The sequence below is a fragment of the Pantoea sp. USMM079 genome (assembly GCF_037153115.1).
Classification (GTDB): Bacteria; Pseudomonadota; Gammaproteobacteria; order Enterobacterales; family Enterobacteriaceae; genus Pantoea; species Pantoea communis.
This window is the reverse complement of the sequence record NZ_JBBCKX010000001.1, coordinates 230411-245305: the sequence shown is the minus strand read 5'-3', so window position 1 is coordinate 245305 and position 14895 is coordinate 230411. Positions and strand designations below refer to the sequence as shown.

Below are 14895 nucleotides of genomic sequence, written 5' to 3'. Positions count from 1 at the left end.
TGCGCCTCGTTCACACGATTCCTCTGTAGTTCAGTCGGTAGAACGGCGGACTGTTAATCCGTATGTCACTGGTTCGAGTCCAGTCAGAGGAGCCATATTTAGAGAAACCCGCTCAGGGAAACCTGAGCGGGTTTTTTGCTTTTCATCACGTTGCGTTCCCTCGTCTCTAAAAAGCTGGCATCGACATCCTGTGCCAGATTCTGATTGCAAAAGGGTCATGTTTGAACCTTTCATACCCTTTTATGTATTTTGACGCCGACGTTCTCAATGAAAACACGCCAAAGGTTCAAAAATGAACCTTTGAGCCATCAGGTTGTGTACGTGCACTCGGCAACCTGCCCTTATTCGCTACACTTCCGTCCAACCCCGCAGCAGGTTGTGATACATGTTCAGCAGAGACAGCAGCTCCTCGCTATCGCCATGACGCGCTTTGAGGCTTTGAATATTACGATCCAGTTCGAACAGCATGGCGCGTTGCTTATCATCACGCACCATCGACTGAATCCACAGAAACGACGCCACACGTGCGCCGCGCGTCACCGGAGTAACACAGTGCAGACTACTCGAAGGGTAAAGCACCAGATGGCCGGCAGGTAATTTCACTTTGTGCTGACCATAAGTGTCTTCAATCACCAGTTCGCCGCCGTCATAACTGTCAGGTTCACTGAGAAACAGCGTGGCCGAGAGATCGGTACGCATCCACCCGGCAGCACCATTATGTCTCACCGCGCCATCAACGTGAAAACCGTAGGTTTCACCCTGTTCGTAGCGGTTAAACAGCGGTGTAGAAATAGAGCGCGGCAGTGCAGCAGAAAAGAACAGCGGGTTGTTGTTCAAAGCCTGCATCACTGCTGTTTGCAACCGATCATAAAGCGGCGTACGCGTATCAATCTGCTGATTATTTTTTACCGTTGCGCCCTGGCTGCCCACCGTGGCGCGTCCGTCAATCCATTCGGCCTGTTGCAGCAGCGAACTGAAATTTGCCACCTCTTCAGGCGTCAGCACTGCAGGAATGTGATACATCATCGCGGTGTTCTCTCATAAATAGGGGCGCGAACGCCCCACGTTGAATCTTAGAAATGTACGTTTGCCGTTAACAAGAAGGTACGTGGCTCACCCGGATGGTAGCGGTATCCACTCTTATTGATGGAAGCCACATAGTGGGTATCGAAAATATTGTACGCGTTGAGCTGCAGATCGAAGTTGTTATTAACCTTGTAGCCCAGCTTCGCATCTGCCACCCAATAACCTTCAGTATGGTCTGGCGTGCCTACCGCGCCATCGCTGCCGCGACGCAGACTGCCCACGTAACGCGCCCCCGCACCAACAGAAATCGCATCAGTGGCCTGATATTGCGTCCACAAGGTGAAGGCGTGTTTCGGTGTATAAGCGATAGCAGATGAACCATCCTGAGCGACGGCTGCGCCCTCTTTCACCGAAGCGTGCTGCTGGGTGTAACCGGCAATCACTTCCCAGTCTGGGGTGATGTTGCCAGTAGCTGAAAGCTCATAGCCCTCAACGCGTTTTTTACCGGTTTGCGAATAAGTGCCGTCGTCGTTGGCGTCCACTTCATTCTCGATATCGGTACGGAACAGTGCAGCATTCAACAGCAAGCGTTTATCCAGCACCTGCCACTTGGTTCCCACTTCGCTTGATTTGGCTTTTTGCGGTTTGAAATCAGTGCGGTTAGCACTATTGCCGGCGCCACCTGCCGCCAGCGCAAAGCTGCTGCCGCCTGGAGGCTGCTGAGAAATAGCATAGTTGACGTAAACATTGCCCTGCTCGGTCAAACGATAGAGCGCACCCGCTTTCCAGTTCACCAGATTGCCAGACTTGGCCGTATCAACGGTGGTGAGCGGCGTGCCACGTGCGATGCCCGTTGGACACGCCAGCGCACCGCGCCCGCTGCCGCCACACGCCGTAGCACTGTCATAATCGGTGTGGTAGCTATCAAGACGAATGCCGCCGTTCAGCTCGAAGTTTTTGGTTATAGCCAGCGTATCGAAGGCATAGATTCCGGTGGTATCGGTCTGACCGTTGGCATTGGCGCCGTTGCGATCCAGCCCACCCACGGAAATGCTACTGATCGGATGGTAGATGTTAACCGCAGGCGCAGTAATGGCGTTGACACCGTAGTTGGTCTGGTTTTCACGCGTGAATTCCACGCCAGCACTGACATCGTGACCCACTGAACCGGTATAGAATTTCGAGGTAATGTTGGTCTGGTTGGTAAGGATGCGGTTACTGACATCTTTCAGGTTTGCGTTGCGCGTCCAGGTCCAGGTGCCAACATCATTAGGATTTGGCGTGGTAATGGTGCTGCCCATTACCGCGGTCAGCAGATACTCCTGCTTCACTCGCGACCAGCGCGTGGTGTTGCGAATCGTGGTGCTGTCGCTAAGATCGTGCTCGAAGCGAATAGTGCCGCTATCGGTGGTGGATTTGTCGAAATCGGAATCGGTGCCGTAATAATTACTGGTCGCCACTTTACCCGAATGATTAAGTGCAGAGGTAGCTGCAGTCGGTGACGAGTATCCCGGCAGGCCGGTGGTCGGAATGCCGCCATCTGGCGTGTTGTTCTGATGCACATGCAGATAGTTCAGATACAAACGCGTTGACGTATCCAGACCGAATGCCAGTGAAGGCGCGACACCATAACGCTCATTTTGCACATTATCGCGTGCGGCATCGTGGGTTTTCTCGCCCATAAGATTGAGGCGAAACGCGCTGTTGTCGTTGATGGCCTGGTTATAGTCCAGCGTACCGCGGCGCATCCACGCACTACCGACACTGGCCGACGCATCCAGGCCCGTATCCAGACGCGGCTGCTTACTGATCATGTTAATTGAACCCGACGGCGCGCTACGACCGTAATCAGTGCCAGACGGCCCTTTAATCACTTCAATCTGCTGAGTATTAAAGGTATCGCGTGTCACGCTACCAATATCACGAATGCCGTCCACGTAAATGCTGTTTGAAGTATCCATGCCACGCATATACACGGCATCACCGGTCGAAGAACTGCCATTTTCCCCGGCGTAGAACGCCCCCACCCCCGGCACATTTTTCAGCGCATCGGTCAGGTTATTGACACCTTGATCTTTGATCACCTGATCCGGAATGACCGTCATGGTGCGGGTGGTATCCACCAGCGGACGGGTAAATTTGGGGTCGGCAGAAGTATTAGGCGCATACAGAGAAGGCGTTTGCGCCGTCACCACTAAAGTGTCGTCAGATTTTTTGTTGGCATTATCAGCGGCCAGAGCAGCAGCAGGAGAAATACCAATGCATAGCCCGGTGAACAGGGTCAGCGAATTGAAACTGCCAAACGGCAAATTGCGATTGTTATCCATTTTAAAAAGTAAATTTCTTATCGTTATTGACGGGCTTATTGCATCAAGCAAACCAAAACACTCAAGGTGCCATGATCTACACTGCCTTGAGATGCAACACCTAAACGATAACGCCAATGGTTATCATTTACTTTTTTATTCTTGCATGAAGCGCAACGGCTTGGGAATACATTTCTTTACGGTAGCCTTACATAATTAATACAATCAGTGCCAGCAGGAGGGTTGCGTCAGGGTTTGCTCAAGAAGTCGTCAGGAAGGGCTAATATTCAGGCACAAAAAACCCGCTGGACAGGGTAGCGGGTTTTTAAGCAGCGCGCACAGTTCATTTCAGTAACTGTATCGCATAGCGTGATGCAGGCGTTCATCGCTCATAGTAGCGATACACCGACGGATGGAATTCAATGCCATAAAGTTGGCTGACCGGAATCAGCAAATCAATATGATTGCTGAGATCGAACTCACGCTCTTCAGCGGGTTGTGATGTGGCGTTGATCAGGCGATGGAACCACTGTGACAGCGTCGTTTTCATCGTCAGGTTCTCCAGTAAGGGTTGACCCTGACAGTAAAACCTAACTTGCTTTATAACCAAAACGATTAGTTATGCGATGGAATCCCAATTAATGCATATATTGAAGGCCGCCGTCTGCTACGACGGCCAACTCCGTTATGCCCGGCTCTTCGCCAGCATACGACGGTAATTATTGAGCCATTTGCCGCTGGTCAAACGGAACCAGAAGAACACACCGCGTACTGTCCAGTCGAGGAACATGCCCAGCCACACCCCGACCACGCCCATACCGAGCATGATGCCCAGCACGTAGCCGGCAACCACGCGCGCACCCCACATGCTGAACATCGACACATACATGGTGTATCGCGCATCGCGCGCGCCTTTCAAACCAGCAGGTAGCACCCAGGATGCGGTCCAGATCGGCATAAAGGCCGCATTGAGCCAGATGAGGTGTTTGGTGACTTCAATAACTTCAGGGTCGCGGGTGTAGAATTTAGCCAGCGTGCCCGCCAGTGGTACGGTGATCAAGGCCAGTGTGCACAGCCCAATCATCGCCAGCCAGAACACATGTTTAATCTGCCTTTCCGCCTGCATCACCTGATTTTTACCCAGCCGCTTACCGGTAATGATGGTGGAAGCCGAACCGAGGGCGTTGCCCGGAAGGTTAATTAACGTGGCAATGGAGAAGGCGATAAAGTTACCGGCGATTTCATTGGTGCCCATGCCTGCCACAAAAATCTGCGTCAGCAATTTACCGCCGTTAAACAGCACTGACTCAATACTGGCCGGCACCCCGATCCCCAGCACTTCCATCAGGATGTTGCGATCCCAGCGTCGGAAATAGCTGGCGATGCTGATTCTTAACGCCGGCGTAATGCCACGATACAGCACATAAATGGCCGCCGCCGCGCCGATATAGCGTGAGATGGTTAATCCTAACCCGGCCCCAACGAAGCCCATCCCTTCCCATCCCATCGCACCATAAATCAGTACGCTACTGATCACGATGTTAAGGATGTTCATGCCGCCATTAATCAGCATCGGAATTTTTGTGTTTCCCGCTCCGCGCAGCGAGCCGCTACCGATCAGGGCGATCGCCGCGGCTGGATAGCTCCACGCCGACGTTTGCAGGTAGCTCAGCGCCAGTTCCTTCACCTTGGGTTCCGCGCTGCCCGCGATGACATCGATAATCAGATGTCCCCAGATCTCAATCACGATCACCAGCACAAATGCCAGCACCGTCATCAAGCCTAGCGACTGCCGCGTAGCTGCGCGCGCGCGTTTGCCGTTGCGCTTGGCGAGGCTAAAGGCCACCACCACTGTGGTGCCGAGATCAATCGCCGCAAAGAAGGAGATAATCACCATGTTGAAGCTGTCGGCCAGACCGACGCCCGCCATCGCCTCTTTCCCCAGCCAGCTCACGAGGAAAGTACTCAGGACGCCCATCAGCATCACACAGAGGTTTTCAATAAAGATGGGCACGGCTAATGGGGTAATTTCACGCCACAACAGCGTGCGATAAGAGCGACGTTTCGGATACCACGCCGTATTTCTGACCGCCCGCATCACTGCTACGCCAGGATTTTGCAAGGGAGTACCAAATCACTTTGGAGAGGAAGAAGAGTAATAATGATGATAGGCCACTGAGAAATATGCAAAGTGTTTCCCATCACCATTTAATCATTATTACAAACTTTTTGTCGCCACCACCGCAGGATCCGCTGCACCACCGAGATAAGCGCTGCGCACCTCATCATTATTTAGGAGTTCTTCCCCACTGCCGCTCAGTTTGATCTCGCCGTTAACCATCACATAGCCGCGATCCGCCAGTCGCAACGCATGACGGGCATTTTGTTCTACCAGGAACAGTGTCATGCCCTGCTGGGTCAATTCACGCAGGATGCTGAAAATTTGCTTCACCACAATCGGCGCCAGCCCGAGACTCGGTTCGTCCAGCAGCAGCAGTTTTGGGCGACTCATCAGCGCACGCGCAATCGCCAGCATCTGCTGCTCTCCACCCGAGAGCGTCATGGCACGCTGTTTACGCCGCTCCAGCAGGCGCGGAAACAGTTGGTACATGCGATCTTTATCCTCTTTCACAAAGCGATCGCCCACCGCGATCGTGCCCATCAGCAGGTTCTCTTCCACCGTCATATCGGGAAAGATGCGGCGGCCTTCAGGCGCTTGTGCAATGCCGCTCGCCGCGATGAAATGGGTGCTGCGATGGCTGATGGACTCGCCACGTAAGCGAATGTCACCACTGGCAATGCGCGGCTGGCCAAAAATCGACATTAGCAGCGTAGATTTTCCCGCGCCGTTAGCACCGATCAGCGCCACCGTTTCCCCCTGGTTCACCGTCAGGGAAACCTGCCTGAGCGCCTGAACCGGACCATAAAACACGTCCACCTGTTCAAAACTCAACATCGGTTCAGTCATGGTCGCTCTCCTCATCTGCGCCGAGATAAGCGGCGATAACGTTGGGATCGTGGCGAATTTGCTGCGGCGTCCCCTGTGCAATGACATCGCCATGATCCAGTACCACAATGTGATCGGAGATGCGCATGACCATCGGCATGTCGTGCTCAATCAACAACACGCTGATACGGTGATCAGCGCGTAAGCGATGCAATATCTGACTCAGCGCATCGGTTTCGACCGGGTTTAATCCCGCGGCCGGCTCATCCAGACAAATCAGTTCCGGTCGCGTGCACATGGCACGCGCAATCTCCAGTCGGCGCTGCTGACCATACGAGAGCGTGCCAGCCAGTCGATTGGCGCTGGAGACCAAATCCACATTTTCCAGCCAGTAAAAAGCGCGGTCTACCGCACGATTTTCCGCTTCGCGATAACCACGGGTATTCAATACGCCAGCCAGCAGATGACGATTCACCTGCATATGCTGCGCCACCAGCAGGTTCTCCACCACCGACATCTCGCGGAACAAGCGGATATTCTGGAAAGTACGCGCCAGGCCGGCCCGGTTAACCAGATGTGCGCCGCCAAACATTTTGTACCACACGCGCGAACCCAGCCGCGCCGGATGAAGCCAGTCCTGCGGATGAATTTTTTGCCCCAGCACCTGGATTACATCGGTACTGCGCTGTTGGGCATTGAGTATGATGCGCCCGCCGGTGGCGCGATAAAACCCGGTCAGGCAGTTGAACACCGTGGTTTTTCCCGCCCCGTTAGGGCCGATTAATGAGGTAACCGAACCGCGCGCCACAGAAAGGCTGACATCGTTCAGGGCTTTGATGCCGCCGAAGCGCATCATTAAATGATCAACTTGTAGAATGGCATCACTCATGGCGCACTCCTTTCCGCAGCGGAACACCCACACGTGCAGTACGAACCAATCCACGTGGTCGCCAAATCATCATTAACACCATCAGCATGCCAAACAGCAGCACACGATATTCGGCAAAACTTCGCAGCAGTTCAGGCGCGACTGTCAGTACAAAAGCGGCAAGCACCACGCCCAGTGTCGAGCCCATCCCCCCCAGAACCACAATCGCCAGGATTAACGCCGATTCGAAGAAAGTAAAGGAAGTTGGATTCACGAACCCCTGATAGCTGGCGAAAAACACCCCGGCAATCCCGGCCGTCGAGGCACCCAACATAAAGGCGGAGAGTTTGACCAGTACATGATTAAGCCCCATGGCGCGGCAGGCAATTTCATCTTCACGCAATGCCTCCCAGGCGCGGCCAATGGGCATGCGCGTTAACCGATGCTTGATTAACAGCACCAGCAGCACCACGAGTACCAGCACCACATAGATGAAGATGAATTTCATATTCGGGTTGTAATCGAGATGCAGAAACTCGTGATAAGGCACGCCCCCGTCCCGCGCCCGGCGAGCAAATTCGAGGCCGAAAAATGTCGGGGAAGGCACCGATACGCCATTGGGTCCACCGGTAAACGACAACCAGTTGGTTAAGACCAGACGGATGATTTCACCAAAGCCGAGGGTCACAATCGCCAGATAGTCACCATGCATGCGCAACACCGGAAACCCCAGCAGCGCTCCGGCAAAGGCCGCCATTAATGCCGCGAGCGGCAACATACTCCAGAATCCCAGGCCGAGGTACTCGTAGCCCAGTGCCAGGCCATAAGCGCCGATGGCATAAAATGCGACATAACCCAAATCAAGTAATCCCGCCAACCCCACCACAATATTGAGCCCCAGCCCCAGCAGCACATAAATCAGCCCCAGAATGGCCACGGTTAACAGGTATTTACTCGATAGAAATGGAAAGGCAAATGCTGCAATCAATAACAGCGGCAATATCCAGCGCATCCGCGAGCGATAACCCGGTTCGCGGACATATACGCCATCGTCATTGCCTTCAAACTTGCGTGTAAAGCGTTGTCCATAGGAGGTACTGGTGAACAGGCTGAGCATTAAGCGCCCTGCCATCACTAATCCCACTAACAGCGCCACACGTTGCGGCGACAGTGTGAAACTGTAACCCTCCAGCACCACGCCCACAATCGGGCCAAACACCACCAGCGCAATCACTCCCGCCAGCAGCGTGTCGAGCAATGCTTCACGCACGCCCGCTTTTTGCGTCATTGCATTCATCGTGGCTTCCTCACACTTTTGCGACCAGCGGACGACCCAGCAGTCCCTGCGGACGGAAGATTAAAATCACCACCAGCAGCGAAAACGAGAACACATCTTTGTAGTCAGAGTTAACCAGCCCCGCAAACTGCGCTTCCGCTACCCCAAGCAACAGTCCACCGAGCATGGCACCGGGTAGAGAACCGATACCGCCCAGTACTGCCGCCGTAAAGGCTTTGATACCAATGATGAATCCCGCATAAAAATCAAACGTGCCGTAGTTCATGGTCACCAGCACGCCCGCCAGTCCGGCCATGGCTGCGCCGATGACAAACACCAGCGAAATCACGCGGTCAGTATTGATGCCGAGAATCGATGCCATGCGCCGATCCTGCTGAACGGCACGGCAGATGCGGCCAAGTTTGGTGTACTGAATAATCCAGGTGAGCAGCGCCATACCACAGAAAGCGGCAATCAGAATAAAGACTTTGGTCCAGGTGATTTGCACAATGCCGCCATCCACTTCCATGCGCAGCACCCCCGTGAGCAGCGTCGGGATGCCCTGCTGGTTGGGCCCCTGGCTAAGCTGCACGTAGTTTTGCAGAATCAACGACATGCCGATGGCGGAAATCAACGGTGCAAGGCGCGTGGAGTTACGCAGGGGTCGATAAGCAATACGCTCGATGACCCAGCCATAAGCCGCCGTGACAATAATAGTGAACAGCAAGGTGCCGAAAATCAGTAATGGAAAGGAGTGAATACCGAAGAAGCTCAGGAGTGCTAAGCCTATTGCGCACAAATAGGCGGAGACCATATACACCTCGCCATGCGCGAAGTTGATCATGCCGATAATGCCGTAAACCATGGTGTAACCGATGGCGATCAACCCATACACTGCGCCCAGCGTCAGGCCGTTAATCAGCTGCTGTAAGAAAAAGGCGTCCATAAATCCATCCCGCGCGTAAAGGGAGCGCATACCTCGCGCCCAATGGCGAAAGGCCCCGTGATACGGGGCCGCGTATCGAATTACAGTTGGTGATACTTGCCTTTATCATCCCACTGATAAACCACATAATCCGAGACTTTCAAATCGCCTTTGCCATCCCAGGCTTTTTTACCCATCACGGTATCGACGCTGTTGGCTTTTAACCAGTCACTGGCTTTGGCGTTGTCTTTACCCGCCGCTTTGTAAGCCGCCGCAATAGCCTGCACAGAGGCGTAAGCATACAGGGTGTAACCTTCCGGTTCGAAGCCGCTGGCGCGGAACTTCTCAATCACCGCTTTGCCATCCGGAATGGTGCGCGGGTCATTACCGAAGGTCATATAAACCCCTTTGGTGTATTGAGGGCCACCAGCCGCTGTCACCATCTCTTCCGTCACGATGCAGTCTCCGGAGAAGAAGGCGGCATTCACACCCTGCTCACGCATTTGACGCACCAGCGGACCGGCTTCTGGATGACAACCACCGAAATAGACCACGTCGGGTTTCACCGCGCCAATCTTGGTGACCAGCGCATTGAAGTCTTTCTCACCGCGTGAAAGCCCTTCATACAGCACCTCTTTCACGCCACGTTTTTCCAGCGCAGCTTTGGTGGCATCGGCCAGCCCCTGACCGTAAGTGTCTTTGTCATGGATTACCGCCACCTTTTTCGCTTTCAGTTTGTCGATAATGAAGTCCGCCGCAATCGCGCCTTGCTGATCGTCACGGCCACACATGCGGAACATAGTTTTCATGCCGCGCTCGGTGATTTGCGGGTTGGTGGACCCGGGGGTGATCGCCAACACGCCCGCTTCGTCATACACCTCTGACGCGGGCATGGTGGAGGAGGAACAGAAGTGACCCACCACCGCCATCACTTTGTCCTGATCGACGAGTCGGTTTGCTACTGATACCGCCTGTTTGGGTTCGCAGGCATCATCGCCCTGCACCAGCACAATTTTTTCGCCGTTAATACCGCCAGCGGCATTGATATCATCGGCAGCCTGACTAGCGCCCTTCCAGTACTGCGCCCCGTAGGTCGCATTTGGACCAGAGAACGGGCCTGCCACACCAATCTTGATATCCGCCTGAGCGTAAAATGCCATGCTCAGACAACCTGCAAGTACCACCTTCACTGGGTGTTTCATGAATTTCAAAGACATGCTTTCAATCCTCAACGGGTCAGGAACGGAGCCATACCACGGCCTGGGAGAAATCAATTTCTGAAACTTTTGCAGCACTGTATGCAGCCGATAGGGCCACGATTTAGGATCAAGCAAGAAACTCGCCAAAGAAGACGGTCGGTGGCAGCTTTTTGCAGTGGCATCGCGCCAGGGTAGACGAGGCGCGAGGTGACATCCCTGCTAATCATAAACATAGCCAGAGTTAAGCCGCATACCAGCACCGTGATGGTGCAGAATGCGGTCGATCACAGATTATTCATCGTGCTGGGGTGTTTATCCGCTATGCTCTGGTCAAATCGGTCCACGTTTCCTGAAGGAGAATCTATGAATACGCAACGGAACGGATTGAGTAGCCAGCAGGCACTGGATGAACTGGAGCGCCTGTATGAAAGCGCAGTGGAAGCACTGCGCAACGCGATTCGCGCTTTCACGACAACCGGCACGCTGCCGGATGAAGATGCGCGACAGAAAGGTCTGTTTGTTTATCCGGAACTGCGCATCACCTGGCTGGGTGAAGGCCCACAGCAAAACCGCACTCGTGCATGGGGACGTTTTACCCACACCGGCAGTTACAGCACCACCATTACCCGCCCGGCACTGTTGCGTCACTACCTGAGTGAGCAATTACAGATGTTGGAAAAAGAGTACGACGTTCTGGTTGAAGTGGTGCCTTCACAGCAGGAGATTCCGTACCCGTACGTCATTGATGGCCTGACACTGGATCGCTCGATGAGCGCCAGCATTGCGCGCCATTTCCCTACCACCGAACTGTCGCAGATTGGCGATGAAACCGCAGATGGCCTGTTCCATGCGAATGCCATTTTCCCGTTGTCACACTTCGATGCACTGCGCACTGATTTCTCACTGGCGCGTTTACGCCACTACACCGGCACAGCCGTCGAGCATTTTCAGCCGTTTGTGCTCTTTACTAACTACACGCGCTATGTCGATGAGTTTGTGCGTTGGGCGATTGAGCAGGTTCAGGATCCTTCCACACCCTATGACAGCCTTGCCTGTGCTGGCGATGTGGTGATCACCGCTGACACCCAGGATCCCACGGCAATGATGTCTGATCTGGCCTGGAAGAAGCACCAGATGCCGGCCTGGCACCTGACATCACCGAATCGCCGTGGCATCACCCTTGTGAACATTGGTGTGGGTCCATCCAATGCCAAAACCATCTGCGATCATCTGGCAGTGATTCGCCCACACGCCTGGCTGATGATTGGTCACTGCGGCGGCCTGCGTGAAAGCCAGACCATCGGTGATTACGTGCTGGCACATGCTTATTTGCGTGACGATCATGTACTGGATAGTGTGCTGCCGCCGGACATTCCTATTCCAAGCATTGCTGAAGTGCAGCGCGCGCTCTATGACGCCACCAAAGCCGTGAGCGGCATGCCGGGAGAAGAGGTGAAACAGCGTCTGCGCACCGGTACGGTAGTGACCACAGATGACCGTAACTGGGAGTTGCGTTACTCCGCTTCTGCACTGCGCTTTAACCTGAGTCGCGCGGTGGCAGTTGATATGGAGAGTGCCACGATTGCCGCGCAAGGCTATCGCTTCCGTGTACCCTACGGCACCTTACTGTGCGTCTCGGATAAGCCACTGCACGGCGAGATTAAATTGCCGGGCCAGGCGAATCGTTTCTATGAGGGGGCGATTTCTGAGCATCTGCAGATTGGCATTTGTGCGGTAGAACTGCTGCGTGCTGAGGGCGATAAGTTGCATTCAAGGAAGTTGCGCACCTTTAATGAACCCCCTTTCAGGTAAAGGTTTAACTCCGGTCCCAATGGGACCGGAGTTACATGGGATTTCAGATCAAACTTTAACTAGCAGGTCTTTCACAAACCAGGCCAGCACAGCCAGAATAGCGGGCACCATAATGGACCAGGTGAGTCGGTCATTCAGCTTTTCAAATTTCACATTGAGCTTTTCAAACCTCTCATCGATCCTGACAAACTTCTTCTCAAATTTTTCATCCATGCGTTCAAACTTCACATCGATGCGTTGTTCCATTTTGTCTAGCTTGTCGTCGATACGCAGTTCCATTTTGTCTAGCTTGTCGTCGATGCGCAGTTCCATTTTGTCCAACTTGTCGTCGATGCGCACTTCCAACTTTTCAAGTTTATCGTCAAAGTGAAACGCCATTTTTCCCAATTTATCATCGAAATGCAGCGCCATTTTTCCCAGTTTATCGTCGAAACTCAGCGCCATTGTCCCTGGTTTATCGTCGAAATGCCGCGCCATCCCTCCCAACTTATCGTCGAAATTCAGCGCCATAGTCCCTAGTTTATCGTCGAAGTGCCGCACCATTCCCCCCAGCTTATCGTCGAAGTGCAGCGCCATCTTTTCGAACTTACCATCGGTACGCTTTTCCGACTTTCCCATTTCTCCCAGCAATTCGGTACGCAGCGTGCCGATATCGGCCTTAGTCGCAAAATTCTCGGATCGCGCGGTCAGGACGGCAACATCCTGTTGAATTTGATGTGTAGTTTTTTCCAGTAACCCGACTCGTTGAGTTAATTCTTCCATTTTTGAATCTCCGATATTCCTGACGACATAGATAAGTGGTGGAAGAAACGGGGCAGTACGCATGGCGTATTCCATTACAAACCTCCAGAGAGTCCCGGCTATCTCTTCACCTTGCAGCGTAGTGAAACAGATTCGAGCCGCTTAAACATTCCACGAACCCGCCATTCGCGGCAAAAAAGTTCAGGCAGGCATCAATACGTCGCGCAGGTTAAAACTGGCAGAGAAATAACAAAAGCAGTCACAGTGAGGAATTGCGAGAGATGGCACATAAAATATTGGTGGGGATGAAACAGAAAACACGGAAGCCCGATCGGGCTTCCGGTAACCAAAACTTAAGCGCTCAGCCAGCCCAGTTTGATGACGAACAGAATCGAGAGAATCACCAGTGCAGCATTGATCTCTTTCGTACGGCCACTCAGCAGTTTTACCACGGTCCAGGTAATGAAACCGAAGGCGATACCGTTGGCGATGGAGTAAGTCAAAGGCATGGTCAGCGCGGTGACGGTCACTGGCGCAGCCGTGGTGATGTCTTTCCAGTCAATTTCGGCCAAACCAGAGGCCATCAACACCGCCACAAACAGTAATGCCGGTGCGGTGGCGTAAACCGGGACGCTACCCGCCAGCGGCGAGAAGAACAGGCTCAGCAGGAAAAGCACAGCGACGACAATCGCTGTCAAACCAGTACGACCACCAGCACTGACACCCGCAGCCGATTCAACATAGCTGGTGGTCGTTGAGGTACCCAGCAGTGAACCAAACAGCGCAGCCGCACTGTCAGCGATTAACGCACGGCCCATTTTCGGCACATTGCCCTGCTCATCCGCCAGACCCGCACGCTTGGTCACGCCCAGCAGCGTACCGGTGTTATCGAACACATCCACAAACAGGAAGGCGAAGATAACGCTCACCAGACCCACGTTAAACGCACCGGCGATATCCAGTTGCATAAAGGTGGGTGCAATAGAAGGGGGTGCTGAGAACACGCCACCAAATGGCGTCAGACCAATGCCCATCGAGATAAAGGTCACGACCAGGATGCCGATCAACACTGCGCCGGTCACGCGACGTGCTTCCAATGCCACAATGATGAAGAAGCCTAACAGTGCCAGCAGCGGACCCGGTTTGGTCAGATCGCCCAGGCCAACCAGTGTAGCCGGGTTATCCACCACGATGCCCGCGCCTTCCAGTGCAATCAGTGCCAGGAACAAGCCGATACCGGCAGCGATACCCGCGCGCAGAGGCAGCGGAATACTGGCAATAATCCACTCACGAATTTTGAAAATTGACAGCGCAAAGAAGATCACCGCTGACAGGAACACCGCGCCGAGTGCGATCTGCCAGGTGTAGCCCATGTGCAGCACAACGGTATAAGTGAAGAAAGCATTGAGCCCCATGCCCGGTGCCAGCGCGATGGGATAGTTGGCGATCAGCCCCATCAGCACACAGCCAATTGCCGCCGCTAAGCAGGTCGCCACAAAGACCGCACCTTTATCCATGCCGGTCGCACCGAGAATGCTCGGGTTAACAAACAGAATGTAGGCCATGGCCAGGAAGGTAGTGATACCCGCAATGATTTCGGTGCGCACGGTGGTGTTGTGCGCTTTAAGTTTGAAGAGTTTTTCTAACATCATCATCTCTCATGAGCGGAGACGGCACGGGTGCACGTTCTCTCTTGCCAATGTGGTTAACAAACTAATTATTGTATTGATGAAAGCGACACACGCTGGACCCAAGGCAGACACACCTTCCGCTTTCCCCTGTCCACATAGCAATA

The 14895-nt window shown here is 53.7% G+C and carries 12 protein-coding genes and 1 tRNA gene; 2 read left to right on the top strand and 11 right to left on the bottom strand.

Going from position 1 to position 14895, the window contains the following annotated elements; translation table 11 throughout:
• Positions 1–19 precede the first annotated feature (19 nt).
• Positions 20–95 (top strand) — tRNA-Asn (locus WFP70_RS01065).
• A gap of 253 nt (positions 96–348) precedes the next feature.
• On the opposite strand, the gene ybiX is transcribed toward WFP70_RS01065, so the two are convergent.
• From ybiX to WFP70_RS01020, 9 genes are all read right to left on the bottom strand, one after another.
• Positions 349–1026 carry a PKHD-type hydroxylase YbiX gene (gene ybiX / locus WFP70_RS01060; RefSeq protein ID WP_097116735.1) on the bottom strand — a complete coding sequence of 226 codons (678 nt, stop codon included), beginning with the start codon at positions 1024–1026 and terminating at the stop codon, positions 349–351.
• 47 nt (positions 1027–1073) lie between these two features.
• Positions 1074–3353: a catecholate siderophore receptor Fiu gene (locus tag WFP70_RS01055; protein ID WP_337022377.1), complete on the bottom strand. Its 2280-nt coding sequence runs from the start codon at positions 3351–3353 to the stop codon at positions 1074–1076.
• Positions 3354–3714: 361 nt separating this feature from the next.
• The gene (locus tag WFP70_RS01050) at positions 3715–3882 is read right to left on the bottom strand and encodes a hypothetical protein (RefSeq protein WP_166932180.1); all 168 of its coding nucleotides are present in this window, start codon (positions 3880–3882) and stop codon (positions 3715–3717) included.
• Between the two features lie 135 nt (positions 3883–4017).
• Entirely contained in the window at positions 4018–5430 is a 1413-nt protein-coding gene (locus WFP70_RS01045) for an EmmdR/YeeO family multidrug/toxin efflux MATE transporter (protein ID WP_034824533.1), read from the bottom strand.
• Between the two features lie 120 nt (positions 5431–5550).
• A complete protein-coding gene (locus tag WFP70_RS01040) occupies positions 5551–6300 on the bottom strand; it encodes an ABC transporter ATP-binding protein (protein ID WP_097116733.1) in 750 nt (249 codons plus the stop codon).
• A complete protein-coding gene (locus tag WFP70_RS01035; protein ID WP_337022376.1) occupies positions 6293–7168 on the bottom strand; it encodes an ABC transporter ATP-binding protein in 876 nt (291 codons plus the stop codon). Before WFP70_RS01035 ends, WFP70_RS01040 begins: the two co-directional genes overlap by 8 nt.
• Positions 7161–8444: a high-affinity branched-chain amino acid ABC transporter permease LivM gene (livM, locus tag WFP70_RS01030; RefSeq protein WP_337022375.1), complete on the bottom strand. Its 1284-nt coding sequence runs from the start codon at positions 8442–8444 to the stop codon at positions 7161–7163. The genes WFP70_RS01035 and livM overlap by 8 nt, the downstream gene beginning before the upstream one ends.
• 10 nt (positions 8445–8454) lie before the next feature.
• Entirely contained in the window at positions 8455–9369 is a 915-nt protein-coding gene (locus WFP70_RS01025; protein ID WP_097116730.1) for an ABC transporter permease subunit, read from the bottom strand.
• An 80-nt stretch (positions 9370–9449) separates the two neighbouring features.
• Positions 9450–10508: a branched-chain amino acid ABC transporter substrate-binding protein gene (locus tag WFP70_RS01020; protein ID WP_160868152.1), complete on the bottom strand. Its 1059-nt coding sequence runs from the start codon at positions 10506–10508 to the stop codon at positions 9450–9452.
• Between the two features lie 402 nt (positions 10509–10910).
• Here WFP70_RS01020 and WFP70_RS01015 point away from each other — a divergent pair, with 402 nt between their 5' ends.
• Complete coding sequence (locus WFP70_RS01015) at positions 10911–12359, top strand: AMP nucleosidase (RefSeq protein WP_337022374.1); 1449 nt, start codon at positions 10911–10913, stop codon at positions 12357–12359.
• A 48-nt stretch (positions 12360–12407) separates the two neighbouring features.
• Here the strand turns inward: WFP70_RS01015 and WFP70_RS01010 are convergent, their stop codons facing one another.
• Complete coding sequence (locus WFP70_RS01010; protein ID WP_337022373.1) at positions 12408–13196, bottom strand: hypothetical protein; 789 nt, start codon at positions 13194–13196, stop codon at positions 12408–12410.
• A gap of 257 nt (positions 13197–13453) precedes the next feature.
• Positions 13454–14752 carry an NCS2 family permease gene (locus tag WFP70_RS01005; protein WP_211728366.1) on the bottom strand — a complete coding sequence of 433 codons (1299 nt, stop codon included), beginning with the start codon at positions 14750–14752 and terminating at the stop codon, positions 13454–13456.
• Between the last annotated feature and the right edge of the window lie 143 nt (positions 14753–14895).

Bases quoted from the DNA above. Each gene is read 5' to 3' on its own strand.
- WFP70_RS01050 (WP_166932180.1), bottom strand. From the start codon at position 3,882: ATGAAAACGACGCTGTCACAGTGGTTCCATCGCCTGATCAACGCCACA.
- ybiX (WP_097116735.1), bottom strand. From the start codon at position 1,026: ATGATGTATCACATTCCTGCAGTGCTGACGCCTGAAGAGGTGGCAAAT.
- WFP70_RS01015 (WP_337022374.1), top strand. From the start codon at position 10,911: ATGAATACGCAACGGAACGGATTGAGTAGCCAGCAGGCACTGGATGAA.
- WFP70_RS01025 (WP_097116730.1), bottom strand. From the start codon at position 9,369: ATGGACGCCTTTTTCTTACAGCAGCTGATTAACGGCCTGACGCTGGGC.
- WFP70_RS01040 (WP_097116733.1), bottom strand. From the start codon at position 6,300: ATGACTGAACCGATGTTGAGTTTTGAACAGGTGGACGTGTTTTATGGT.
- WFP70_RS01045 (WP_034824533.1), bottom strand. From the start codon at position 5,430: ATGCGGGCGGTCAGAAATACGGCGTGGTATCCGAAACGTCGCTCTTAT.
- livM (WP_337022375.1), bottom strand. From the start codon at position 8,444: ATGAATGCAATGACGCAAAAAGCGGGCGTGCGTGAAGCATTGCTCGAC.
- WFP70_RS01010 (WP_337022373.1), bottom strand. From the start codon at position 13,196: ATGGAATACGCCATGCGTACTGCCCCGTTTCTTCCACCACTTATCTAT.
- WFP70_RS01055 (WP_337022377.1), bottom strand. From the start codon at position 3,353: ATGGATAACAATCGCAATTTGCCGTTTGGCAGTTTCAATTCGCTGACC.
- WFP70_RS01035 (WP_337022376.1), bottom strand. From the start codon at position 7,168: ATGAGTGATGCCATTCTACAAGTTGATCATTTAATGATGCGCTTCGGC.
- WFP70_RS01020 (WP_160868152.1), bottom strand. From the start codon at position 10,508: ATGGCATTTTACGCTCAGGCGGATATCAAGATTGGTGTGGCAGGCCCG.
- WFP70_RS01005 (WP_211728366.1), bottom strand. From the start codon at position 14,752: ATGATGTTAGAAAAACTCTTCAAACTTAAAGCGCACAACACCACCGTG.